The 23,150-nt window shown below is 51.0% G+C and carries 17 protein-coding genes; 11 read left to right on the forward strand and 6 right to left on the reverse strand.

What is annotated here, in order from left to right:
- Nucleotides 1-65: 65 nt before the first annotated feature.
- The 3 genes from J2Y43_RS24600 to J2Y43_RS24610 form a co-directional block, all read right to left on the reverse strand.
- Nucleotides 66-2,471 (reverse strand): 3-hydroxyacyl-CoA dehydrogenase NAD-binding domain-containing protein, encoded by a 2,406-nt coding sequence (locus J2Y43_RS24600; RefSeq protein ID WP_309988249.1) that lies wholly within the window; start codon nt 2,469-2,471, stop codon nt 66-68.
- Nucleotides 2,472-2,507: 36 nt separating this feature from the next.
- On the reverse strand, nt 2,508-2,975 hold the full coding sequence (locus tag J2Y43_RS24605) for a MarR family transcriptional regulator (protein ID WP_309988246.1): 468 nt from the start codon (nt 2,973-2,975) through the stop codon (nt 2,508-2,510).
- 145 nt (nt 2,976-3,120) lie between these two features.
- Nucleotides 3,121-4,368 (reverse strand): TlpA disulfide reductase family protein, encoded by a 1,248-nt coding sequence (locus tag J2Y43_RS24610; RefSeq protein WP_309988243.1) that lies wholly within the window; start codon nt 4,366-4,368, stop codon nt 3,121-3,123.
- A 140-nt stretch (nt 4,369-4,508) separates the two neighbouring features.
- Between J2Y43_RS24610 and rsmH the strand changes: the two genes are divergently transcribed.
- From rsmH to mraY, 5 genes are all read left to right on the forward strand, one after another.
- Nucleotides 4,509-5,426: a 16S rRNA (cytosine(1402)-N(4))-methyltransferase RsmH gene (gene rsmH, locus J2Y43_RS24615; RefSeq protein ID WP_309988240.1), complete on the forward strand. Its 918-nt coding sequence runs from the start codon at nt 4,509-4,511 to the stop codon at nt 5,424-5,426.
- Nucleotides 5,427-5,700: 274 nt separating this feature from the next.
- Nucleotides 5,701-6,114 carry an FtsL-like putative cell division protein gene (locus tag J2Y43_RS24620; protein WP_106595648.1) on the forward strand — a complete coding sequence of 138 codons (414 nt, stop codon included), beginning with the start codon at nt 5,701-5,703 and terminating at the stop codon, nt 6,112-6,114.
- A gap of 22 nt (nt 6,115-6,136) precedes the next feature.
- On the forward strand, nt 6,137-8,281 hold the full coding sequence (locus tag J2Y43_RS24625) for a penicillin-binding protein (RefSeq protein WP_309988237.1): 2,145 nt from the start codon (nt 6,137-6,139) through the stop codon (nt 8,279-8,281).
- A gap of 6 nt (nt 8,282-8,287) precedes the next feature.
- A complete protein-coding gene (locus tag J2Y43_RS24630) occupies nt 8,288-9,763 on the forward strand; it encodes a UDP-N-acetylmuramoyl-L-alanyl-D-glutamate--2,6-diaminopimelate ligase (protein WP_309988235.1) in 1,476 nt (491 codons plus the stop codon).
- A gap of 71 nt (nt 9,764-9,834) precedes the next feature.
- A complete protein-coding gene (mraY, locus tag J2Y43_RS24635; RefSeq protein ID WP_309988232.1) occupies nt 9,835-11,049 on the forward strand; it encodes a phospho-N-acetylmuramoyl-pentapeptide-transferase in 1,215 nt (404 codons plus the stop codon).
- Between the two features lie 181 nt (nt 11,050-11,230).
- On the opposite strand, the gene J2Y43_RS24640 is transcribed toward mraY, so the two are convergent.
- Entirely contained in the window at nt 11,231-11,515 is a 285-nt protein-coding gene (locus tag J2Y43_RS24640; RefSeq protein ID WP_291200882.1) for a hypothetical protein, read from the reverse strand.
- A 101-nt stretch (nt 11,516-11,616) separates the two neighbouring features.
- Here J2Y43_RS24640 and J2Y43_RS24645 point away from each other — a divergent pair, with 101 nt between their 5' ends.
- The 3 genes from J2Y43_RS24645 to J2Y43_RS33650 are packed head-to-tail and all read left to right on the forward strand — an operon-like array spanning nt 11,617 to nt 14,121.
- Nucleotides 11,617-13,554 (forward strand): GDSL-type esterase/lipase family protein, encoded by a 1,938-nt coding sequence (locus J2Y43_RS24645; RefSeq protein ID WP_309988228.1) that lies wholly within the window; start codon nt 11,617-11,619, stop codon nt 13,552-13,554.
- 56 nt (nt 13,555-13,610) lie between these two features.
- On the forward strand, nt 13,611-13,859 hold the full coding sequence (locus J2Y43_RS24650) for a hypothetical protein (protein ID WP_309988225.1): 249 nt from the start codon (nt 13,611-13,613) through the stop codon (nt 13,857-13,859).
- Complete coding sequence (locus J2Y43_RS33650) at nt 13,834-14,121, forward strand: type II toxin-antitoxin system RelE/ParE family toxin (protein ID WP_409014486.1); 288 nt, start codon at nt 13,834-13,836, stop codon at nt 14,119-14,121. Before J2Y43_RS24650 ends, J2Y43_RS33650 begins: the two co-directional genes overlap by 26 nt.
- Here the strand turns inward: J2Y43_RS33650 and J2Y43_RS24655 are convergent.
- A complete protein-coding gene (locus J2Y43_RS24655) occupies nt 14,118-15,029 on the reverse strand; it encodes a DUF1338 domain-containing protein (protein WP_309988222.1) in 912 nt (303 codons plus the stop codon). The two genes, J2Y43_RS33650 and J2Y43_RS24655, sit on opposite strands and share 4 nt — an antisense overlap.
- A 76-nt stretch (nt 15,030-15,105) precedes the next feature.
- Nucleotides 15,106-15,909 (reverse strand): pyrroline-5-carboxylate reductase, encoded by an 804-nt coding sequence (gene proC / locus J2Y43_RS24660; protein ID WP_309988219.1) that lies wholly within the window; start codon nt 15,907-15,909, stop codon nt 15,106-15,108.
- A gap of 222 nt (nt 15,910-16,131) precedes the next feature.
- On the opposite strand from proC, the gene J2Y43_RS24665 reads away from it, so the two are divergent.
- From J2Y43_RS24665 to J2Y43_RS24675, 3 genes are read left to right on the forward strand one after another with little or no spacing between them, the layout of a single operon-like run.
- Complete coding sequence (locus J2Y43_RS24665; protein ID WP_309988217.1) at nt 16,132-19,551, forward strand: transglutaminase family protein; 3,420 nt, start codon at nt 16,132-16,134, stop codon at nt 19,549-19,551.
- A 27-nt stretch (nt 19,552-19,578) separates the two neighbouring features.
- Entirely contained in the window at nt 19,579-22,131 is a 2,553-nt protein-coding gene (locus J2Y43_RS24670) for a circularly permuted type 2 ATP-grasp protein (RefSeq protein WP_309988214.1), read from the forward strand.
- Nucleotides 22,121-22,996, forward strand: coding sequence for a transglutaminase family protein (locus J2Y43_RS24675; protein ID WP_309988213.1), 876 nt, complete (start codon nt 22,121-22,123; stop codon nt 22,994-22,996). The genes J2Y43_RS24670 and J2Y43_RS24675 overlap by 11 nt, the downstream gene beginning before the upstream one ends.
- Nucleotides 22,997-23,150: the final 154 nt, after the last annotated feature.

Below are 23,150 nucleotides of genomic sequence, written 5' to 3' on the forward strand. Positions count from 1 at the left end.
CAAATGTACTTTTGGGTCAGCAACCGTAAAGATGAAACATAATTTGGTGAAACAATAATTCCCGATCAGTTTCTGGGTGGTTTTCCGCCGTTGAGGAGCCCCTGCATTCTTTCCAGTGTCTTTTTCTCCCCGCACAAGGAAAGAAAGGCTTCGCGTTCAAGGTCGATCAGGTATTGTTCCGAAACCAGCTGAGGGTAGCTCAAATCACCGCCGTTGATCACATAGGCCAGTTTGCCCGCGATTTTAGCATCGTGGTCGCTGATGTAATTGGCGAGCCGCATTTGGGTAATGCCCGCCAGGAACAATGCAATGCCCGTTTTTCCCTGTACTTTTATATCGTGGCGTGGTTTGGGTTGCGTATAACCGTTTTCAGCCAAATCAATCGCCGCCTGTTTCGCTTCGGCGATCAACCGGGAGCGGTTGAGCACGATCTGGTCCTTATCCTGCAAGTAATTCATCGCTTTCGCCTCGTACGCGGACGTGGACACTTTTGCCTGCGCGATGTTCATGAATGCGTTTTGCAGGATATTCAATTCAGGGTCGCCTGCCTGGTACATATCCGAGCAGCGCAGCGCCATTTCTTTGGTACCACCGCCGGCAGGGATCAATCCCACACCAAATTCGACCAGACCAATATAGGTTTCCGCGTGCGCGACCACCTTGTCTGCGTGTAATGTAAGCTCGCAGCCGCCCCCGAGCGCGAGCGTGTGAGGCGCCACCACCACCGGCACCGACGAGTACCGGGCGCGCATCATTGTCTGTTGGAACTGTGAAATCACGAGATTGATCTCGTCAAACTCCTGTTCGACCGCATACATAAACAGCATCGCCAGGTTGGCTCCGGCCGAAAATGCTTCCACCGCTTCATTACCGATCACCAATCCGCGGAAATCCTTTTCGGCAAGGCCGATGCCTTTCTGAATGCCTTCGATCACTTCCGAGCCCATGGTATTCATTTTGGACTTGAATTCAAGGTTCAGGATGCCGTCGCCGATGTCGTACAGATTAGCACCTGCATTTTTCCACACAATATTGTTGGAAAGGTTGCTGAGCAAAATAAAGCTGTCCTGCCCCGGAATGCGTTTGTACGATTTGGAAGGAATATCATAATACAGCCGCTTGCCATGCTCAACTTTATAAAACGACTCGTTACCTGCCGCTAGCATTTCGTACACCCAAGCAGCCGGTTTCAGATCCAGCGATTCCATGATCGCCAGCATATTTTTCACACCAATGGCATCCCAGGTTTCGAAAAGGCCGTATTGCCAGCCAAATCCGGCAGTAATGGCCTGGTCGATGCGGAATATTTCGTCGGAGATTTCAGGAATGCGGAATGTGGCGTATTTGAACACATCGGCAAACGTCTTTCTGTAAAACTCGCCGGCCTTATCCTTACCCGCTACCAGCGCGCCGAAGCGTTTGTACACGTCGCTGATATTCTTCGTGCCTTCCAGCGTTTCGAATTTCACTTTACCCGACGGCACGTATTCCAAAGTCTTGAAATCCAGCGCCAGGATTACCGACTTGCCTTTGTCGTCTTTGATCTTTTTATAAAAACCCTGTCCTGTTTTATCGCCCAGCCATTTGTTATCAAACAGCTTTTGCATGATCTCCGGCAGCACGAACGCATCACGCGATTCATCCTTGCCTTCGCCGGACGCATAGAGGTTATTGGCCACATGTACCGTCGTATCAAGCCCGACCACGTCCGAAAGCCGGTAAGTACCCGATTTCGGCCTTCCGGCAACGGGGCCGGTCAGTTTATCCACTTCATCCACGCTCAGGCCCATTTCTTCGGCCACGCGAATGGTTTGTATTAATGCGTAAATACCCAACCGGTTGGCAATGAAGCCCGGTGTGTCTTTGCAGAGCACGGTCGTTTTACCCAAAAACAGCTCGCCGTAATGCATCAGGAAATCCACCACACTCTCGTCGGTATCGGCCGTCGGGATGATTTCCAGCAGGCGTAAGTAACGTGGCGGGTTAAAAAAGTGTGTTCCTGCGAAATTCTTACGGAAATCCTCGCTGCGGCCTTCGGCCATCAGGTGAATAGGAATCCCGGATGTATTGGAAGTAACGAGCGTGCCCGGCTTGCGGAGCGCGTCCACTTTTTCGTAAAGACTTCTCTTGATATCCAGCCTTTCGACCACCACCTCTATGACCCAATCGTAATTTTTGATATCGGCCAGGTTATCATCAAAGTTGCCGAGCTTGATCCGCGACGCGAATGCGGGGCTGTACAATGACGCGGGCGTCGCTTTGAGCGTCGCCTGGAACGAATCATTCACGATCCGGTTCCGAAACGCGGGATGGTCGGTCGTGATGCCCTTCGCTTTTTCGGCGTCGGTAAGGTCTTTCGGGACGATGTCCAACAGGAGTACTTCAACGCCTATATTGGCAAAATGGCACGCAATGCGTGAACCCATAATGCCTGAACCAAGAACAGCTACTTTACGAATGGAACGATTCATTTTTACTCAGGTTGGTTTTCAGGATGGGATTGATGGTTATTCCAGATCTTCGGCGACCTCGCCGGCTTTCAGCTTCTGGTTCTCTTCTTCCACCAATCGGTTTATATCTTTAATGACGTCAAAAAACACGACCAGCTTATCGAGCGGTATCTTATCGCGGATCATCGTGTTGAACGAGATCACACCCTCACGTGCAAGTTCGCGTTTTTCCTTACCCAATTCGGTGAGCACAATGCGGACGAAGCGCTTGTCGTCTTTACTCACTTCCCGGCGGATGAGGCCCCTTTCTTCAAGGTTTTTCAGCATCCGTACCAGGCTGCGTGGTTCCATGCCGAGCAAAGGAGCTATTTTCGTCGCCGGCGTGCCGTGTTCGATGTCGATATTCAGGAGCACATACCCGACGGCCATCGTCGTGTCAAAACGGGCGGCATAGGCATTGTACATCCGCGATATGGAATGCCAGGCCCATTTGATCTGGAAATCGATTGTTTTTTCCTTGCGCATCGTTTCAAAAAGCTATTGGTATCAGGTAATGCCCTTATCACAAATGTAAGCAATGTGCTTACTATTATGCAAGCATACTAATTTGTGGTCAATAAAAAACACACCGCCTCGCAATGTGACGGTGTGCCTCTCTTGTTTTTGCCGATTATTTCTCGCTGATAAGCTTATCCATTAAGGTGTTGAAATCGGTCACGAACTCGTCGTAATAATGGCCGGTGCCCGGGCCGTTGAAACCGGTGTGTATCTCGCGCACTTTGCCGTGCTTGTCGATGAAAATAGTGGTCGGGTAGGACATTACTTTATTCAGCATCGGCAATGCCTTTGCGGTAGAAGCATCGGAGCTGGTGCCCGCGAGTACTACCGGGTAATCGATACCGAAGCGGCTCACCATTTTATCGATTTTAGGGTTGGCGATCTCGGGCTTGTCGTTGCGCTCGAAGGACAAGCCTATAATCTCGACGCCCCGGCTTTTGTTCTTTTTGTACCACGGCGCGAGGTAATTGGTTTCGTCCATACAGTTGGGGCACCATGATCCCATGATCTGGATAATGACCGGCTTACCCGCGAAACGCGGATCTTTCAGTGTCCAGGTTTTGCCTTTGGTATCTTTTAACTCAAAATCGACGCTTTCGAAGCCTGGTTTGAGGAATGTCATTTTAGTCGCATCCGGCAGCTTGGCATTCGCGTCGGGCTTGGCCGTCCAGGTTTTGAATGCTTTTACACCCGACCACTGGTTGCCGCTCAGGGATCCGTCTGGCTGGAAGCCTCCTTTGAACAGCATGGCAAATGAACCGTCGAATGTGGATAAATAGAGGCTGTCGCCATTTACGCTGCCCGTCAGGAAGCGGTAGTCGCCTGTTGGCGTCAGAAACGAGCCGGTTACGTCGGTACCTTGCTGGGTGAAATTTCCTACTGCAAACGATTCGTCGCCCGTAGCGGGGTTTTTAAAGGTAGTGGCCCATTTGCCGCTTACATTACGGCTACTTTTGGCTTCGCCTTTTTTGAAAAACTTATAATTTTCGCCCTGCTCGGCTTCGAAAGGCAATGAGCCTGCCACCGCGCCGTTGGCATAGCGGTAATAAGTGCCTTTCAGCTCGTCGCCGGTGGATTTGGCGATGATCTTGGCGTCGAACATCATCATCGGGATCACGAGAGAGTCGTTCTGGAAATAGCTACTGTCCATTTTCAGCTTTTCCGTTCCGTTGATGATGTGCACGGTGAGCGTTTTGCCGTCGGGATTCTGCGAAATATCGAGTATCAGGGGCAGCTTTTGCTTGTCGCGGGTGAGCGTGGCCCGCCAGATGCCCGATTTTACGGGAGTGTCGGAGAATGCTGGAAAACTCGTTGAGATGATAAAAGATGAAAGTATTCCAAATAATAACAGGAGTCTCATATTCAATTAAATGGTGTTTAAAGACATTAGTGGTGCTAAAATTAATTCCCCGCGCGGGCGTGATTCCTACGCTTGAAAATTGCTAAGTTTGTAACTGCCGGATTGCCGGAAATAGTTCCTCAGTACATTGCTTTTAATAAATGGATTCGCCTAGTACCTACCACGTTCCTGTCATGTTGTCCGAGTGTCTGGAAGGCCTTCAAATACAGCCTGATGGCATTTATGTCGACGTTACTTTCGGTGGCGGCGGGCATTCGCGGGCCATTTTGGAAAGGCTTACGACCGGCCGCTTGCTGGTTTTCGATCAGGACCCCGATGCGGTCGCCAACGCGCTGGAATTCAAGGATGATGAGCGCTTTACATTCATTCCAGCCAATTTCAGGCACCTCAAACGCTATCTGAAACTGAACAAAGCACCCCAGGTGAATGGCATTCTGGCCGATCTGGGTGTTTCGTCGCACCAGATCAACACGCCTGAGCGGGGGTTTTCTACCCGTTTTGACGCCGACCTGGACATGCGTATGAACCCTAATACCGAAAAAACGGCCCGCGAGGTGCTCAAAACACGCTCGGCAGGGGAATTGCAACGGATTTTGGGGATGTACGGAGAAGTGACCAATGCCCGCACTGCGGCGGAGGCGATCATCGCCGCCCGATACAATTCGCAAATCGAAACCGTTAATGATCTGAAAAGCATTCTCATGCGCTACGCGCCCAAGCACCGCGAGAACAAGTATTTCGCGCAGGTGTTCCAGGCGCTGCGGATCGAGGTGAATGATGAGCTGGCGGTGCTCGAAGAGTTCCTCACGCAGGTACCCGAGGTGCTTGCGCCCGACGGAAGGCTGGTGGTAATGTCATACCATTCGCTGGAAGACAGGCTGGTGAAAAATTACATTCAGAAAGGGAAGTTTTACGGAGAGGTCGAAAAGGACTTTTATGGGAACGAGATCAAGCCGCTGAAAAGCGTCACCCGCAAGCCCATCGAAGCAACTGCCGAGGAGGTAGCCGTAAACCCGCGCGCCAGAAGTGCGAAGTTGCGCGTAGCGACCAGGGCGTGACGATACCGGGTTGCGGAGGGGTCAGGTATTGTCAAGTGTAGTCAAGTGTAGTCAAGGGTAGTCATTTGTGGTCAAGTGTAGTCATTGATAGTCATTTGTAGTCAAGTGTGGTCATTGATAGTCAGGTGTTGCCAGAGGTAGTTAATGATATTTGAGAGAGAATTTTTTACAATAAATGACAACACTTAACAATTCCTGACAATACATGACTACACCTGACAACCTCCTGACTAAATGCAATCCGACCAATACTTAATGTAACGTCGAACAAAACATGGCTGAAAATAGAAAACGCCCAAAGCCGGTACCGCCAAAACCGCCGAAACGAAAGCGGGAATATTCGCTGTTCAACTGGCTGAACAAGTTTTTGCCGCTCGATAAGGTCTTTGGCGAGAAGCTGCCGGGGCAGGAAGAGCGTTTGCCGGTGAAATACTTTTACTATTTCGGCTGGGTGATCATCCTGCTCGTCGCTTACGAGCGGATCGGGTTCCAGTCCGAGGATTATGTGCGGAAAAGCATTAAGCTCAAAAAGGAGGTCGACGACCTGAAAGCGGAGTATACCTCCATTCATGCCGAATATGAGCGGGCAGGGAAGCAATCGGTGGTGGTAGAGAAAGTACAGGCCGAAGGATTGGTAGAGAACCTTACCCCGCCTAAGAAAATCATTTTAAAAGAAGACGAAGAATAAGCCGTTTTTTTCTCAACGCCTCATGAAAAACGAAGTCGAAAGCGGTCAGAACAATAAAAAAGCGCTGATCAACCGGGCCCGTTTGGTCGGCTGGTTGCTGTTTGTATTGGCGATCATGGTTTTCGTGAAGCTGATACGGGTACAGTATTACGATACTTTCAAGGGGAAAACCTGGGCGGAGTATTCGGAAAAGAACGACCTGAAACTGGACACGATCCCGGCTATGCGCGGGAACATCTACGCGAGCGACAACAGCTTGCTCGCGACCTCGTTGCCGTATTATTATGTAGGTTTTGACACCAAAGTCGCCGATTCGGCCTATTTCTATAACCATATCGACGAGCTGGCGTCGCTGCTCGCCAAAAACTTCAAGGAAAACACGGCCGAAGGCTACAAGAGCAAGATCATGCGCTACCGCGTAAGCAAAAGCAAGCGGTACCTGCGCCTGAAAAGCAAGGAAATCACACATTTGGAACGCGAGCGGCTCAAAAAGTGGCCGTTTTTTGCCAAGGACCGTAAAGGCGGCGGCGGCAAGTTCGAAACGATTTACAAGCGCTACAAGCCATTCAGCCCAATGGCCGACCGTACCATTGGCGGCATTGATCCGAAAAGCGGACGCGGGTATATCGGCCTGGAAGCGAGTTTTGACAAGCAGCTCGAAGGGCGCCCCGGTATCGGCTGGGTAGAAAAAGTAGAAGGTGGTCTGAAAATCCCGGTAGGGGATGCATTGAACGTGCAGCCCGCGGCCGGAAGGGACATTTACACCACGCTCGACATGAACTACCAGGAGCGTACGGAGATCGCACTGCGCCGGAAGCTCCTCGAAATGGATGCGGATTTCGGTTCGGTGATCATTATGGAGGTGGCTACGGGCGAAATTAAAGCCATGGCCAACCTTACCAAGCGCGGTCCGGGTAAATACGAGGAAGTTTTCAATTATGCTTTGGCTGGAAGCAACGACCCCGGCTCGACATTCAAGCTGGCGACGATGATGGCCTTGCTGGAAGAAACCCACATGGATCCCGACCAGGTGACAGTGAATACCGGCGATGGTGCCATGAAGTTCCGCAACCACATTATCCGCGACGCGCACCGGGGGGGCTTCGGTACCATTACTGCCTCGCAGGTTTTAGAAAAATCATCCAACATCGGCATTGTACAGCTTATGCAACGCTACTTTGCTAATAAGCCCGACAAATATCTGAGCTACCTCAAACAATTCCACCTCACCCAGCCCACCGGCATTCATATGAAGGGCGAAAAGCCGCCGTTGATCCGCGACCGCAAATCGAAGCAATGGAGCAGTTATTCGATGTACTTCATGGCGCATGGCTATGAAATGCAAATGACGCCTCTGCAAACGCTCGCTTTCTACAATGCCGTGGCGAATAACGGTTACTGGGTGCGGCCGATGATTGTGCGCGAGATCCGGAATGCAGAGGAAATCGAAGACAAAATCCCGCCTTATGTGGAAGAAAAGCCAATTTGCTCGCCCGAAACGATTCGAAAAGTGAAGAAAATGCTCGAAGGCGTCGTGAATGCGGGTTTGGCAAAGCACATTAAAAGTGATTTGTATCAGATTGCGGGGAAAACCGGTACGGCGCGGAAGCTGATCAACGGCGTTTATACCGAGGGTAAGAATTATACCTCATTTGCGGGCTACTTCCCGGCCGATAAGCCCAAATACAGCTGCATTGTGATTATCGATAACCCGAAAAGTACCGGTGCCGATTATACCCGTTACGCGGGAAGTGTGGCTGCACCTGTGTTCAAGGAAGTAGCCGATCGCATTTATGCTTATGACGTGGCCATTCAGAAACCGGTGAGGGACTCGGTTCCTGAGAAATCGGAGGATGTGAAATGGGCGGGCATTACCAGCGACCTGAATGTGATCAGCAAATCACTGAACATGACACCGGCACCGGAAGAAAGCGAATATGCGGCGGCATCGCTCTATAAAAAAGGTAAAACCAAATGGAACCCGCGCGAAGTCGACTCGCGCGATGTGCCCAACCTGCAAGGCATGTCGATGCGGGATGCTTTGTATTTAATGGAAAACAAGGGTTTCAGGGTCACATTCAAAGGCTCGGGCAAGGTGGTGGAGCAATCGCTACCGCCGGGCAGCAATAAATCAGGAAGCAAGACAATCCTGCTTACATTACAATAATCCTTCATGGAAAACGAACAAGTGTTGAGCAGCCTGCTCGGCGAAGTTAAAGGGGCCATTATTCATGGCTATGCCGACGTCAAGGTCAAGAATATCATTCTGGATTCCAGAAAAGTACTGCCGGGAAGCCTTTTTGTGGCATTGCGTGGCACACAGGTAGACGGCCATCAGTTTATCCACACAGCTGCCGAGCTCGGCGCGACGGCCATCCTGTGTGAGGAATTGCCGGAAAATGTAAGGGAAGATGTTACCTACGTAGAGGTGGAGGATTCCGCCGCGGCCATGGGGCTGATCGCCGCCGCATTCTACGGGCATCCTTCCAAAAAAGTGAAACTCGTGGGGGTAACCGGCACCAATGGTAAAACTTCGGTGGCAACCTTCCTGTTCCAGCTTTTCAGGGCTTTGGGCTATCGCTGCGGTTTGCTATCGACGGTCCAGAACCAGATCGAAGACGAGGTTATCCCTTCTACACACACCACGCCGGACGCCGTTGCATTGAATGCATTGCTGGTGCAAATGGCTGCCCGGAAATGCAGCCACGTGTTTATGGAGGTGAGCTCGCATTCCGTGGCGCAACACCGCATTACCGGGCTGCATTTTGCGGGGGGAATTTTTACCAATATTACCCACGATCACCTCGATTTTCACAAAACTTTCGATAACTATATCAAAGCCAAGAAGGGCTTTTTCGATGCATTGCCTAAATCCGCATTTGCATTAATTAACATCGATGACCGCCGTGGGAATGTGATGGTGCAAAACACCAAAGCGCGTATCGAAACCTACTCGCTCCAGACGCTCGCGACTTTCAAAGGCAAGATCATCTCGGATACGCTCGCGGGAATGCATATGGAAATCAATAGCCAGGAAGTCTGGTTTCGTGTGATCGGCCGTTTCAATGCCTACAACCTGCTTGCAGTATATGGTGCAGCGGTGCTTTTGGGCGAGAAAGAAGAGGCTGTTTTAACCGAACTTTCCAACCTGAAAAGCCCTCCGGGACGCTTCGAGCAATTCCATTCGGCTGACCATATTGTGGGCATTGTGGATTATGCACATACGCCCGACGCGCTCGAAAATGTGCTGGAAACAATCACGCATTTGCGGCAGGGTAATGAGCAAGTGATAACGGTGGTGGGCTGCGGCGGTAACCGCGATGCAGAAAAACGTCCCAAAATGGCGGAAATCGCCTGCCGGTACAGCAACCGCGTGATCCTGACATCGGATAACCCGCGTTTTGAAGATCCGATGGACATCCTCGACCAGATGCGGAAAGGCGTGCCGCCATTGGATTACAAAAAAACGACGGTGATCGAAGACCGCCACGAGGCTATTCTCAAAGCAGGGCTCGAAGCGGCGCCGGGCGACATTATCCTCATCGCCGGTAAAGGACACGAGAATTACCAGGATGTAAAAGGCGTAAAACATCATTTTGATGACAAAGAAGTGCTGATGGAAGTGTTCGCAAAACGGGCGGGCAATTAAAAATCACTATGCTTTTGGCGTAGTCTATTAAAAAAACCAATTTTGCAGCCGTCATCCCAACACGCTTTTTCATGCTCTATTATCTCTTCGATTATTTAGACAAACAATTCAACATTCCCGGGGCCGGGGTATTCCAGTATATCTCGTTCAGGGCGTTGGGTGCGACGGTTTTGTCGCTGTTTATCGCTGCTGCCTACGGAAAGTCGATTATTAATCTCCTTCGGAGAAAGCAAATGGGCGAGTCGATCCGTGACCTTGGGCTGGCAGGCCAGATGGAGAAAGCGGGAACGCCTACCATGGGTGGGTTTATTATCCTGGCGTCGCTGCTGATCCCCGTTTTGTTGTTTGCGAAATTGAGCAATGTCTACATCGTTTTGCTAATTATCACAGCTGTCTGGACGGGCGGTATCGGGTTTCTGGATGATTATCTAAAGAAGTTCAAGAACAATAAGGACGGCTTGGCCGGCCGTTTCAAAATCGTCGGCCAGGTAGGCTTGGGTCTGATCGTCGGTATTACACTTTCTTTTAATGATAATGTCAAAATCCGCGTGTATGACCAGCCGGTGCTGAGTTCCAGCCTGGGCGAGGTGCAGCGCTACCGCGACATTATCCATCCGACGGTAACGACCATTCCCTTTATCAAGAACAATGAATTCGACTACAAGGCGCTGCTTTTTGGCTGGCTGCCCGAAGAATATACCTGGGTTATCTACACCATTATCGCGATTTTCATCATCACCGCGATCTCCAATGGCGCTAACATTACCGACGGTATCGACGGCCTTGCAGCGGGTGTGTCGGGCATTATCGCATTGACGCTCGGCGTGCTGGCGTATTTGTCGGGTAATACCAAATTTTCGCAGTACCTGAACATCATGTACATCCCCAACTCGGGAGAGCTGGTAATATTCTGTGCGGCGTTCATAGGGGCCTGTGTCGGGTTTTTATGGTATAACGCGTACCCTGCACAGGTATTTATGGGTGATACGGGTAGTTTGATGCTCGGCGGGGTGATCGCCGTGGTAGCGCTGGCGATCCGTAAAGAGTGGCTGATCCCGGTCATGTGCGGGATTTTCATCGTCGAGAATGCGTCGGTGATATTACAGGTCAGTTATTTTAAATACACCAAAAAGAAATACGGCGAAGGGCGAAGAATATTCCTGATGTCGCCGCTGCACCACCATTACCAGAAAAAAGGCATTCACGAGGCCAAAATCGTAACACGGTTCTGGATTGTCGGCATTATCCTCGCGATTCTGACGCTCGCTACGTTGAAGCTACGTTAGCAGGGAGAAAAGGGAGGATGGAGGAAGGGGAGGAAAGGGATTTTTTAATCTGCCTTTTCCCTTTCTTCCTTCCTCCCCATCCTCCCCTTCCTCCTTTTCCTCCTTTCTCCCATCAACAAGAAGCCCGCGATCATGCGATCCGGGCTTCTTTTGGTTTTTAGTCTGATGATATAGGGGTAATTTATTCTCTTAGTTCAAGTAACATCTCATCGGTGATTTTGTTCTTCTCCTTGAAATCGGCTACCGTTTCGGTGAACGAGTTTTGAAGGTTTTCCACATTCTGGAGATTTTTATAAACACCGTCGTAAATCTCGTTCAGTGACTTGTCGAGGTTTTGGACGTTGACGTTCATGTTTTCTGTTTCAATCTGACCAATCTTCTTGATCACGGCAGTCTCGCTGTTTTTCAAATCCTCGATCTCGCGCAGGATTTTCTCCATGGTCTTAAACTTTTCGATCTTATCCATAAGTCTTTTTCAAGATTGTTTTCAGGGTAAATATTTAAAATATCATACCAAAGCAGATGTGCCTCCCGGTAAAATGGGTCGCGTGCGTGCTTTTGAAGGCTATGAACACGAAAAGCTTCTCATGGAACCTGCTGGCCGTTTTGCTACTGTCCGCAACCTATATTTCAGCCCAAATCCCCGAAAAAACGACCCAGTGGAAAGGTTTTGAAAAAGTGGAATTCACATTTCAGGACCGCAATGCGTGGTACGTGAAGCCCAGAAAGGCCATCGACGGCAATCCGTGGATATGGAGGGCACATTTCCCCACATGGCACACCGATATGGACAGTATTTTGCTCTCACGCGGGTTTCACGTGGCGTACGTCAACACGAACGACATGTTCGCACATCCGAAAGCCATGCAGGTATGGGACGCTTTTTACGATTACCTCGTGAAGGAAAAGCATTTCGCCCCGAAAGTGGCATTGGAAGGCGTCAGCCGCGGTGGTCTGTACGTGTATGGCTGGGCGAAACGGAATCCTGATAAAATAAGCTGCATTTACGCCGAAGCACCCGTTGCCGATCCGAAAAGCTGGCCCGGCGGAAAGGGTAAGGGCAAAGGCTCGCCCAAGGACTGGGAGGCGTGGAAGCAGATTTTCAATATGACCGAAGAGCAGGCGGCCACATTCACCGACATCCCACTGAACGACCTGGCCGGGTTAGCTTCCTATAAAGTGCCTATCGTCCATGTGGTAGGCTTAAAAGACGAACATGCGCCGGTTGCTGAAAATACGGATTTGCTTGTCAAAAATTACCTCGCATTAGGCGGGCCCGTGAGCGTATACCCGATGACGCGCGGCGAGCAGACGCTGGAAGGCCATCACTTCCCGATCGAGCATCCCGAATTTTTCGCCAATTTTATCGAACAGAATAGTGTACCCGTTCAAAAACCGCTGTTGCACACGCCTTATATCACTTTAAATAATGGCCTGGGCAATGCATTTGACAAATTCAGGACTACCAAAAAAGGCACTGTCGCATTCCTCGGCGGCTCGATCACCCACAACCCCGGCTGGCGCGATAAAACCTCCCAATATTTGCAGGAGCATTTTCCGGATACTCAGTTCACATTCATCGCTGCGGGCATTCCATCGCTGGGCAGCACGCCACATTCCATGCGTTTCAGCCGCGACGTGCTCGCGAAAGGAACGCCCGACTTACTTTTCGTAGAGGCAGCCGTAAATGACCGTGGGAATGGTTTCAGCGAAAAGGCGCAAATTAGGGCATTGGACGGTATTTTGAGGCAAATGTATGCAGCCAATCCGACAGCGAATGTGGTGATGATGGCTTTTGCAGAGCCGAAAAAGAATGACGACTATGAAGCCGGCAAGGAACCTGTGGAGGTAGGTGTGCACGAGCGCGTGGCGAAATATTACGGGGCCGTTTACATTAACCTCGCCAAAGAGGTGTACGACCGCATTAAGGCTGGTGAATTCACCTGGAAATACGATTTCAAAGACTTGCACCCGTCGCCGTATGGCCAGGAAATTTATGCCCAAACCATCAAGGAAATGCTGAAAATGGAATCTCCTGCCGCTGGTGCTATAAAGCTTCCCGCTGCGATGGACCGTTTTAGCTACGAGAAAGGGAGCTACCATAAACTGGAAGAAGCTAAAAATCTCAAAGGATTCACGCTCGATCCCGATTGGAAACCGAAGGTGAAGTTTTCTACCAGGCCTGGATTTGTGAACGTACCGATGCTGGTGAGCGAAACGGCCGGTTCTTCGCTGGATTTCGAATTCAAAGGGCGTGGCGTCGGTATCGCGATCATTTCAGGACCCGACGCGGGCAAAATCACCTACACCATCGACGGCAAAAAGCCGCAGACGCTCGATACTTACACGCCTTGGAGCAATCAGCTGCACTTGCCATGGTATCTCATGCTGGCCGATGAACTATCAGCAGGTAAGCACAAGCTGCATTTGACGATTTCAACGGAGAAAAATGAGAAGAGTGAAGGGAATGCGCTGCGGGTTGTGCATTTGCTTGTGAATGAGTAAGATTTTTTGGGTGGTAAATTTTGATTAACTTAGTATTAAACATTACCACTATTGTGATGACACAAATAGATCTGAAGTCCACCCTGTATTCGCTGATAGACCGGATAAATGACAAGGCAATACTAGAAGCCTGTATTATTTTCCTGGCCAGAAAAGCGCAAGTTGAGGAAGATTTCTGGGACACACTAGATGAAGAAACGAAAGCGGCAATTGAAGAAGGCATTGCCGATGCCGATGCTGGTCGCGACATCGATTTCTTCGCATATATGAAGGACACACATGGCATTGAACGTAAGACTATCTGACCGGGCAAGGGCAGACATTGAAGAAATTGCAGAATATTTGGAACAGAATTGGTCGGCGAAAGTAAAAATGGACTTTCTGATCGGCATCACTGACAAAATGGAGGCCATCAGCGAAATGCCCCATATGTGTCGTGAGTCCGCAAACCAACCCGGTGTCCGGGAATGCGTGGTGAACAAGCATATTATCATTTATTATAGAATCGTCGATAATCGGCTAATTAATGTGTTATCAATCAGGAATACACGGCGTAATAACTCCTAACGACCCGTCTGCGTTGTATAGGTACTCTCAAAAATTTTATCCGCATTACCTGCCTCAAAGCCATCCCGGCGGTGTTTTCTCTTGATTTCACCGGCTGGAAGACTGACAAATTCCGGCAGCACCTTCCTCTCCGCAAACTCCACATAAGAGCCTGAAATGCGCAGTTTTTCGCCGTTAGCAAACTCGGCATCCAGCATTTCGGCCACAGTAGCGCTTTGCAATAACCCTCCGTCAGGGCTTACTTTGATCTTACCGCCCGAAGTATTCAGCTTAATGCCGTGCTTTTCGAGAAATTCGTTGAACTGCGCGACGGTGTTGTAGCCTTCCGGGAGGTTATGGACGCTGATCGTGAAATGGTTGAGATAATAGCGGTTGTAAATGACCCATGCGGCGTATTCACTTTCTTTGAGCAACGACTGGTAGTCCGAAACCGTCGGCGTGCGCCAGAGCGGCTGGTGCAGGAATGCGTCCACGGCTTCGCCATCGTCGAGGTCGAGCGAATCGGCGGGATCCGTGAGCACTTCGTCGGTGTAGCTACGGATGGTGCGCTGGCTTTCCTCCGAAAGATCGCCAACGCGAAGCTCGCTCACGAAAATGCGCGGATCGGTTTCGCGGGGCGGGGCGTACCACCATGCATCGAGCTTTTTGCCTTCAAAAAAGTAATGGTCGCGCTTTTCGTAGCCGTAATGCAGGAAAATTTTCTCAAACGACTGCACGCCGAGCTGAGGCACACCCATCGTACGGAATGCGATGTGGTCGTTTTCGATATCGTTAGCATTTTCAACGACGCCATCAGCTACCATCGCGTCGAGGATAACACCTACGTCGGGGACGCGCTCTTTGTAGCGGCGCATGAGGCCGTTCAGAACAATGTCAAGGGTGGCGAGTTTACTGGCGGACGTTCCCATTATTTTTCTGTGTTTGATGATTGTGAAGTGTGTGCCCCGCGCGGACGCTTGCCGCGCGGGGCTTTATTCAATACTATTATCCTCTTGACAACTCTGCCGACCGCACTTGCGCGGCAAAAATGCCTTTTTCAAGTGTCTTATCAAGTTCACCGGCTTCAAACTGGCGCAATGCAGCCTCGGTAGTACCACCTTTGGAAGCAACCGCCTTGATCAGGTCGTCGAGCGACTTATCGGCCGTGTTGATCAGGTGGTAGGAGCCGAGCATGGTTTGTTTCACGAGCAATGCGGCCACGTTTTCTTCAAAGCCCATTTGCTTGCCGGCTTCGATCATCGCTTTTACGACATAAAAAAAGTAAGCCGGACCACTGCCGCTCAACGCCGTCACCGCATTCAGTTGTTCCTCCTCTTCAAGAAATACCGACCGGCCGGTTGCGTTGATGAGGTTTTCTATTTTGCGTAGTTGATGAATATCCACTTCGGGGGATGCTGAATAGGCCGTAATGCCCATTCCAAGCATTGCAGGCGTGTTAGGCATTGCACGGATCACCGCTTTGTGGTCCAGCGCATTCTGAATGCCTTCGATGGTAACGCCGGCCATAATCGACAATACTACCTGGCTGGGTTTGATGACTTCTTTGAGTGCGCCGGCTACCGAAAGAAAATCCTGCGGCTTCACTGAAAGGATGATCAGGTCGTACTCGCCGATCTGCGGGCCGATAATGCCCGTAATTACGCCCGGTTGGAAGCTTGTGAGGCTGTCCATACGGTCTGCGCTTTTTTCAACCAGTAAAAAGTCCTGGTTTTTGACAAGGTCAAATTTCAGGAAGGCGCGGGCGAAGGCCATACCCATGTTGCCGCAGCCGATGATAGCAATTTTCATTTTGGACTAAACTAATGGTATCGTAAGGATTTTGGCGAATGTCGTAACTTTTAAGGAATTATCAGCCCCGGACGGGCGGGTATGATTATAGGCCTGAAAGAAAATTTCGTTTCATTCATTTGCTTCAATCTTATATTTTGAAAAATAAGCGTAAAGCATTTGTTTAGGGTAATGTATTTTCCCGTGCGCCAAATTATATGATTTTATAATAATACTCCTATTATGGCTATAAAAGTTGCTATTTCGCACAAAACAAGATATAAGTTCGACCGGAGTGTTTCGCTTTCACCGCATATTTTCAGATTGCGCCCCGCGCCGCATTCACGCACGCCGATCGAGGGCTATTCCCTGAAAATTACGCCCGAAAACCATTTCATCAACTGGCAGCAGGACCCGTTCGGAAATTACCAGGCGCGGGTGGTGTTTCCCGAAAAAGCAACAGAACTAAGCATTGATGTGGAGGTGATCGCCAAAATGCAGGTGATCAACCCGTTCGACTTTTTTGTGGAGGATTACGCGGATAAATATCCGTTCAAATACGAGGAAACCCTGGAAAAGGAGCTGGGGCCTTACCTCGAGCCACGCGAAGCGGGGCCGCTTTTGATGGATTTTATTCAAAAACTGAATATTCAGCAGGATATCAAAACGGTCGATTTCCTGGTGTATCTCAATCAGGAGCTGTACAAGGCCATTAATTACAACATCCGCATGGAAGCGGGTGTGCAGACCTGCGAACAGACGCTCACGATCCAAAGCGGATCCTGCCGCGATTCGGCGTGGCTGCTGGTGCAGATCCTGCGGCATCTGGGCATTGCAGCGCGGTTTGTGTCGGGCTACCTGGTGCAGCTTACTTCCGATATCAAGTCGCTCGACGGGCCTTCCGGGCCGGAGGCCGATTTTACCGACCTTCACGCATGGACGGAGGCATACGTACCCGGAGCGGGATGGATTGGCCTGGATCCTACTTCCGGACTTTTTGCCAGCGAAGGCCACATTCCGCTCTGCTGCACGCCCGATTACGCCAGCGCAGCCCCGGTTTCGGGGGCTACGGATGTTGCCGAAGTGACCTTTGAATTTGATAACAAGGTTTTCCGCATTCACGAGGACCCGCGCGTGACCAAGCCCTATTCTGAGGAACAATGGGCGCAGGTGATGCAGGTCGGGTATGATGTGGAAAAGGATTTGCAGGAAAACGACGTTCGCCTCACAATGGGCGGCGAGCCTACCTTCATTTCCATAGATGATTACGAATCGGCCGAATGGAATACGGCTGCCGACGGGCCGTTGAAGCGGCAACTGGCTTATGACCTTTCATTGAGGCTTAAAAACAGATTTGCGCATGGCGGGCTGTTGCATTTTGGTCAGGGTAAATGGTACCCGGGCGAATTGTTCCCGCGCTGGCAATATGCGCTTTACTGGCGGAATGACGGCGTCCCGATGTGGAAAAACGATGATCTGGTAGCCAAGGAAGGACAAACGAAATTCACGTTCGGGGATGCGGAGGTTTTTACTAATGAATTAACCAAATACCTCGGCCTCGATACCAACAACATTACCCCGGCCTACGAGGATCCTATCTACTGGGCCATGGAAGAGGGCAAATTGCCGGTGAATGTCGACCCGTTGAAGGTGAATCTCAAAGATTCCGTCGAACGCAGGACATTGGCCAAATTGCTCGAAAAGGGCTTGAATAACCCTGCCGGGTTCGTGATTCCGGTGAAATGGGACGAAAGTGGGAAGCATTGGACGAGTACGGCCTGGCAGTTCCGCCGCGGCAACTGTTTCCTGATCCCAGGGAATTCGGCGATGGGTTATCGTTTACCATTGAACTCGCTGCCCGAAATCGCCAAAGAACGGCGGGAGCAACCTGTGGAGCGCAGCCCGTTTGAGGATTTGCCTGCATTGGCCGATTACCAACCCATTGTGCAGGCACGCTACGGTTCGGTAGCACCCGTATACGAATTGCCTTTGAATGTGTTGCCGATTGACGAGGATTCAAAGAAAAAACCGGAAGAAGAAGCTCAGAATAACCTGCTTTTCGACGTGCCGGTGATTAAAACGGCGATTTGCGTGGAGGAGCGCGACGGCATTATTTACGTGTTCCTGCCGCCCACCGATTACCTGGAACATTACCTCGACCTGATGGCATCCATTGAAGCCACTGCCGAGAAGCTGAAAATGCCGGTGCGGATCGAAGGATATCCGGCGCCGTCGGATTACCGGGTGCAGAAGCTGATCGTCACGCCAGATCCCGGGGTGATTGAGGTGAATATCCATCCGGCGAAAAACTGGCAGGAACTGGTCGATAATATCAGCGCATTGTATGAAGAGGCGTTCTTCTCGCGGCTCGGAACGGATAAATTCATGGTCGATGGCCGGCATACCGGCACCGGCGGCGGTAACCACGTGACCATCGGCGGTGCCAAACCGGCCGACAGCCCGATTTTGCGCCGCCCCGACTTGCTGCGCAGCCTTTTGACCTATTGGCAACATCACCCGGCGTTGAGCTACCTTTTCGCGGGCCCGTTCATTGGCCCCACCAGCCAGGCGCCGCGTATCGACGAAGGCCGTGACGAGCGATTGTATGAAGTAGAAATCGCATTTGACCAGATTCCCGAGCATGGCGAAGTGCCGTTCTGGATGGTCGACCGCATTTTCAGGAATTTATTGGTAGATATCACGGGCAATACCCACCGCTCGGAGTTTTGTATGGATAAACTGTATTCGCCCGATTCATCGAGCGGACGGCTGGGTATTCTCGAATTCCGGGCATTCGATATGCCGCCGCACAAGCATATGAACCTCGTGCAGACGCTCCTCATACGCGCGCTCATCGCGAAGTTTTGGAAAGAACCTTACAAACATAAACTCATCCGCTGGGGTACGGAGCTTCACGACCGCTTCCTGCTGCCGCATTTCGCCTACCTCGATATGGTGGATGTGGTGAACGACCTGAAAGCGGCAGGTTACAATTTCGATATTTCGTGGTTCGACCCGTTCTTCGAGTTCCGCTTCCCGTATTACGGCGGAATTACGGTCGACAATATTCAGCTGGAATTGCGCCTGGGCATTGAGCCCTGGCATGTTTTAGGAGAAGAATTGTCGAATGCGGGTACCGCGCGGTTTGTGGATTCCTCGCTCGAAAGGTTGCAGGTGAAAGTGAGCGGTTTTGTGGAAGGAAGGCATATTCTGGTCTGCAACGGCTGCCGCGTCCCACTCCGGAGTGCGGGTATCAAGGGCGAATATGTGTCGGGAATCCGCTACAAAGCCTGGAACCCGCCGTCGGCATTGCACCCGACGATCGGGGCTGATGCACCACTGGTTTTTGATATTGTGGATACCTGGAATAACCGTATATTGGGCGGCTGTACCTATTTCGTTTCGCACCCTGGCGGGCGTAGTTTTGATACTTATCCGGTCAATAGTTTCGAGGCCGAATCACGCAAAATCAGCTTGTTCCAGGGATTCGGGCATACACCGTCGGCTACCCGCGAGGTGCCGGTTATCGAGAAAACGGCCTCGGGTGTTTCCCGGTTTGTAGCCGAAACGAAAAAGGAAATGCGCGGCGACACCCCGATCGAACTGATCAATCCGGAGTATCCCAATACGCTGGATTTACGCAAATTCTGGAAATCGCGATAGATTTGCAGTATAACCCTGACTTTGAATATGCTTACCGAGGCTTCCGTGAATCTGTTACAATCCTATCAAGCCGGCCTGACTTCCTACGACGAGGTGCTGGATCCCAACGGAAAATTGAAGCCACACTGGCAGGCGCTTTTTGCCACGCTGGAAAAGCTGGGCATCGGGGAGCTCCAAAACCGTAACCAGGAGATTATCAGTAAGCTGCGGGAGAATGGTGTGACTTACAATGTCTACGGCAGTCCCGACGGCATGAACCGTCCCTGGCAGCTCGACCCGATCCCTTTCCTGATAGAACATCGTGAATGGGAGAAGATTTCGAAAGGTTTACAGCAGCGGGCGGTATTACTCGACCTTATTTTAAAAGATATATACGGGCCCAGAAACCTGGTGAAGGACGCCGTCATCCCGGCGGAGCTCGTTTTTGAGAACACAGGATTTTTACGGCCTTGCATTGATATCAAAGTCCCCGGCCCGCGGCAGCTGACGTTATTCGCGGCCGACATGGCGCGGGGACCGGACGGGCAAATGTGGGTGCTCGACAGCCGCACGCAGGCGCCCTCGGGCTCGGGCTATACGCTCGAAAACCGCATTGTAATGAGCAAGCTATTGCCCGAGCTGGCCGACGGCATGTATGTAAGCAAGCTCTCGCCTTTTTTTAACAGCATTCAAAACACGGTACTCAGGCTGGCGGACAAAACCCGCGATGCCCCCAATATCGTGTACCTCACCCCCGGACCGGGCAATGAGGCCTATTTCGAACATGCTTACCTGGCTTCGTACCTGGGCTACACGCTCGCGCAGGGCGATGACCTGCTTGTACGTAATGGGAGCGTATGGCTGAAATCCATCGACGGCTTGCAAAAAGTGGACGTGATTGTCCGCCGGGTCGACGACGAATGGTGCGATCCGCTGGAATTGCGGGAGGACTCCCGGCTGGGTGTACCGGGACTTTTACAAGCGATCCGCCTGGGCAACGTGCAGGTGATGAACCCGCCGGGATCGAGCGTGCTCGAAAACCACGCTTTTCTGGCATTCATGGAAAATATATGCCAGTATTTTCTGGGCGAAAAGTTGATTATGCCTAATGTGGCCACCTGGTGGTGCGGGCATCAGAAAGAACTGGCTTACGTACTCGACAATATCGACGAGCTGATCATCAAAAAGGCGAACCGCAAATCCAAATTCGCCTCGATTTATGGCCGGACCCAGAGCAAGGAGGAAAAAGAGAAGTTGAAAGCGATGATTATCCAGCGACCGCACGATTTTATCGCGCAGCAGGAAGTAAGCCTTTCCACAACACCTTCATTGATCAACGGTGCGATTGAGCCGCGCTATGCTGCGCTGCGGGCATTTATGGTGGCCGACGAAAACGGTTATCACGTAATGCAGGGCGGGCTTACGCGGAGCTCGGCGGTGAAGGACCGGTTTGTGATTTCCAACCAACAGGGTGGTTTTTCCAAAGATACCTGGATCGTCTCCGACAAATCCGACGAGCCGCAGGAACGCATTGTGCTGAACACCCCTGCCGCGGTGAATAAGCATGTGTCGCTTCCGAGCCGTAGTGCCGAAAACCTGTTCTGGGTAGGGCGGTACTGCGAGCGGGCAATGGCCGTGATCAAGTTTATGAATGTTACGATCAATGTGCTCAACCTCGATCGGAACTTCGGAGGGTCGGCGAAGCAGGAGCATATCAAAGTGCTTTTACAGTCGCTGACGCACGTCTCATCCACGTATCCCGGGTTTCTGGATGGGGATGAAAAGCTGAATGACCCTTACAAGGAAATCATCGCATTGATTTCCGATAGTGGGCGGGCAGGCACCGTCGCGTCGAATATTGGCTCGTTCCTGAATGCTGTGGGTGCGGTACGGAACCAATGGGAGCTGGAAATATGGCGGATCGTGGATCTGATCGACAACGGCTACCACGAGATCCGGAATGCGTCGCACATGAACAGCACCAACATCCAGCGCACGCTCGACGGGCTGTTCAACAATATGTTCACGTTCCTGGGTGTGATCGCCGAAAGCATGCCGCGGGATAATAGCTATTTGTTGCTGGAAACCGGGAAACTGATTGAGCGGATATTGTCGAGAATCAGCGTGATCCAGTCGAACTTCGGCGTGGGGCGTACGGCTGCCGTGGAGAATGAGCTGATAGAAGCGACGCTGATCAACCATCATATGCTGGTGAATTACCGGCAGATCTATAAGTCGCATTTGAGTGTGGAAGCCATGCTGGATATGATTTTGCTTGAACCGCGGCTGCCCTATTCGTTGACATATATGCTCGATGAACTGGGTAAAAACCTGGCGGAACTGCCTGCTACCGTGCATGGGGAAAGGCTGAATGAGGCCGAAAAGCTTGCATTGAAAGCATCGACGCTGATCAAACTTTCGAACATCCAGGATTTGTGCAAATGCAATGCCGACGACGAGCGGGACGAGCTCTTCACCCTGCTCGGAGAGGTAGCAAGGCTGGTGAGTTCGGTATCCATTTACCTCACCAACCAGTATTTCAGCCATACATTGATACACCACTCTTTCGAACCGTTGGACTACGATACGGATGAAGTATAAGCTGATCCATAAAACCGAATACAAATACGCCGAGGCAGTGAACAATTACCACAGCCTCGTGTGTCTTACGCCGCGCACACTACCGGACCAGCTTTGTCAGGATTTCAGCATTAAAATCACCCCTGAACCCGCTCAGATCAGCGAGCGGGTCGATTTTTACGGCAATACCACGCATTATTTTTCCCTGCATTCGCCGCATAAAACGCTCACTGTGCTCACAACGGCTATTGTCGAACGTCTGAAAGAGCGTACGGGCTCGCTGTTCATTCCGTCGTCGGTCACCAGTGGAGAGGCCAGAGAGCGGCTTACAAGCGACCGCGCGACGAAGATTTCGGTTTTGGAATACACATTACCCAGTCCGCAGGTGAAATGGGACGCCGAAGTGAGGGCATTTGCGAGCGATTGTTTCGATGATCAGGTGCCTTTGTACGAATGCATTGCGAAGCTTTGCAAAAAGATTTACACCGAATTCAAGTTCATGCCGGATTTTACGACTGTTAATACCCCTATTAAAGAGGTTTTGGCGGCTAAAAAGGGCGTTTGTCAGGATTTTTCGCATCTGGCCATTGCTTGTATCCGCAGTTTCGGCTTTGCCGCGCGGTATGTGAGCGGGTATCTCGAAACGCTTCCTCCGCCGGGAAAACCCAAGTTGCAGGGCTCCGATGCGTCGCATGCGTGGATTTCGGTTTTTATCCCGGATTACGGCTGGTGCGACTTTGATCCCACGAACAATGTAGTGCCCGGCGAACGCCACATCGTCACCGCCTGGGGCCGCGATTACAGCGATGTGCCGCCGCTGAAAGGCATTATTTTCAGTTATGGAAAACACACGCTTTCGGTAGAAGTGGACGTGATCCCGATTTAATACTGGAATGGGCTGCATTTACCCCATTTTTTAACAGAATGGTTCAAGTAAAGAATTTGAGAATTGGCCGGTGTTGCCTAATTTTACCAGATCATTTTGAAACAAGTGTACAAAACCTCTTTTAATGTAACCGCGCAGGTCGGTCTGTACCAGA

The organism is Dyadobacter sp. BE31 (assembly GCF_031457695.1).
Classification (GTDB): Bacteria; Bacteroidota; Bacteroidia; order Cytophagales; family Spirosomataceae; genus Dyadobacter.

What these genes read in the sequence shown, in the direction of transcription:
- J2Y43_RS24605 (WP_309988246.1), bottom strand. Translation starts at nt 2,975, where the DNA reads ATGCGCAAGGAAAAAACAATCGATTTCCAGATCAAATGGGCCTGGCAT.
- mraY (WP_309988232.1), top strand. Translation starts at nt 9,835, where the DNA reads ATGCTCTATTATCTCTTCGATTATTTAGACAAACAATTCAACATTCCC.
- J2Y43_RS24610 (WP_309988243.1), bottom strand. Translation starts at nt 4,368, where the DNA reads ATGAGACTCCTGTTATTATTTGGAATACTTTCATCTTTTATCATCTCA.
- J2Y43_RS24630 (WP_309988235.1), top strand. Translation starts at nt 8,288, where the DNA reads ATGGAAAACGAACAAGTGTTGAGCAGCCTGCTCGGCGAAGTTAAAGGG.
- J2Y43_RS24640 (WP_291200882.1), bottom strand. Translation starts at nt 11,515, where the DNA reads ATGGATAAGATCGAAAAGTTTAAGACCATGGAGAAAATCCTGCGCGAG.
- J2Y43_RS33650 (WP_409014486.1), top strand. Translation starts at nt 13,834, where the DNA reads ATGGCATTGAACGTAAGACTATCTGACCGGGCAAGGGCAGACATTGAA.
- proC (WP_309988219.1), bottom strand. Translation starts at nt 15,909, where the DNA reads ATGAAAATTGCTATCATCGGCTGCGGCAACATGGGTATGGCCTTCGCC.
- rsmH (WP_309988240.1), top strand. Translation starts at nt 4,509, where the DNA reads ATGGATTCGCCTAGTACCTACCACGTTCCTGTCATGTTGTCCGAGTGT.
- J2Y43_RS24665 (WP_309988217.1), top strand. Translation starts at nt 16,132, where the DNA reads ATGGCTATAAAAGTTGCTATTTCGCACAAAACAAGATATAAGTTCGAC.
- J2Y43_RS24645 (WP_309988228.1), top strand. Translation starts at nt 11,617, where the DNA reads ATGAACACGAAAAGCTTCTCATGGAACCTGCTGGCCGTTTTGCTACTG.
- J2Y43_RS24625 (WP_309988237.1), top strand. Translation starts at nt 6,137, where the DNA reads ATGAAAAACGAAGTCGAAAGCGGTCAGAACAATAAAAAAGCGCTGATC.
- J2Y43_RS24670 (WP_309988214.1), top strand. Translation starts at nt 19,579, where the DNA reads ATGCTTACCGAGGCTTCCGTGAATCTGTTACAATCCTATCAAGCCGGC.
- J2Y43_RS24600 (WP_309988249.1), bottom strand. Translation starts at nt 2,471, where the DNA reads ATGAATCGTTCCATTCGTAAAGTAGCTGTTCTTGGTTCAGGCATTATG.
- J2Y43_RS24620 (WP_106595648.1), top strand. Translation starts at nt 5,701, where the DNA reads ATGGCTGAAAATAGAAAACGCCCAAAGCCGGTACCGCCAAAACCGCCG.
- J2Y43_RS24675 (WP_309988213.1), top strand. Translation starts at nt 22,121, where the DNA reads ATGAAGTATAAGCTGATCCATAAAACCGAATACAAATACGCCGAGGCA.
- J2Y43_RS24650 (WP_309988225.1), top strand. Translation starts at nt 13,611, where the DNA reads ATGACACAAATAGATCTGAAGTCCACCCTGTATTCGCTGATAGACCGG.
- J2Y43_RS24655 (WP_309988222.1), bottom strand. Translation starts at nt 15,029, where the DNA reads ATGGGAACGTCCGCCAGTAAACTCGCCACCCTTGACATTGTTCTGAAC.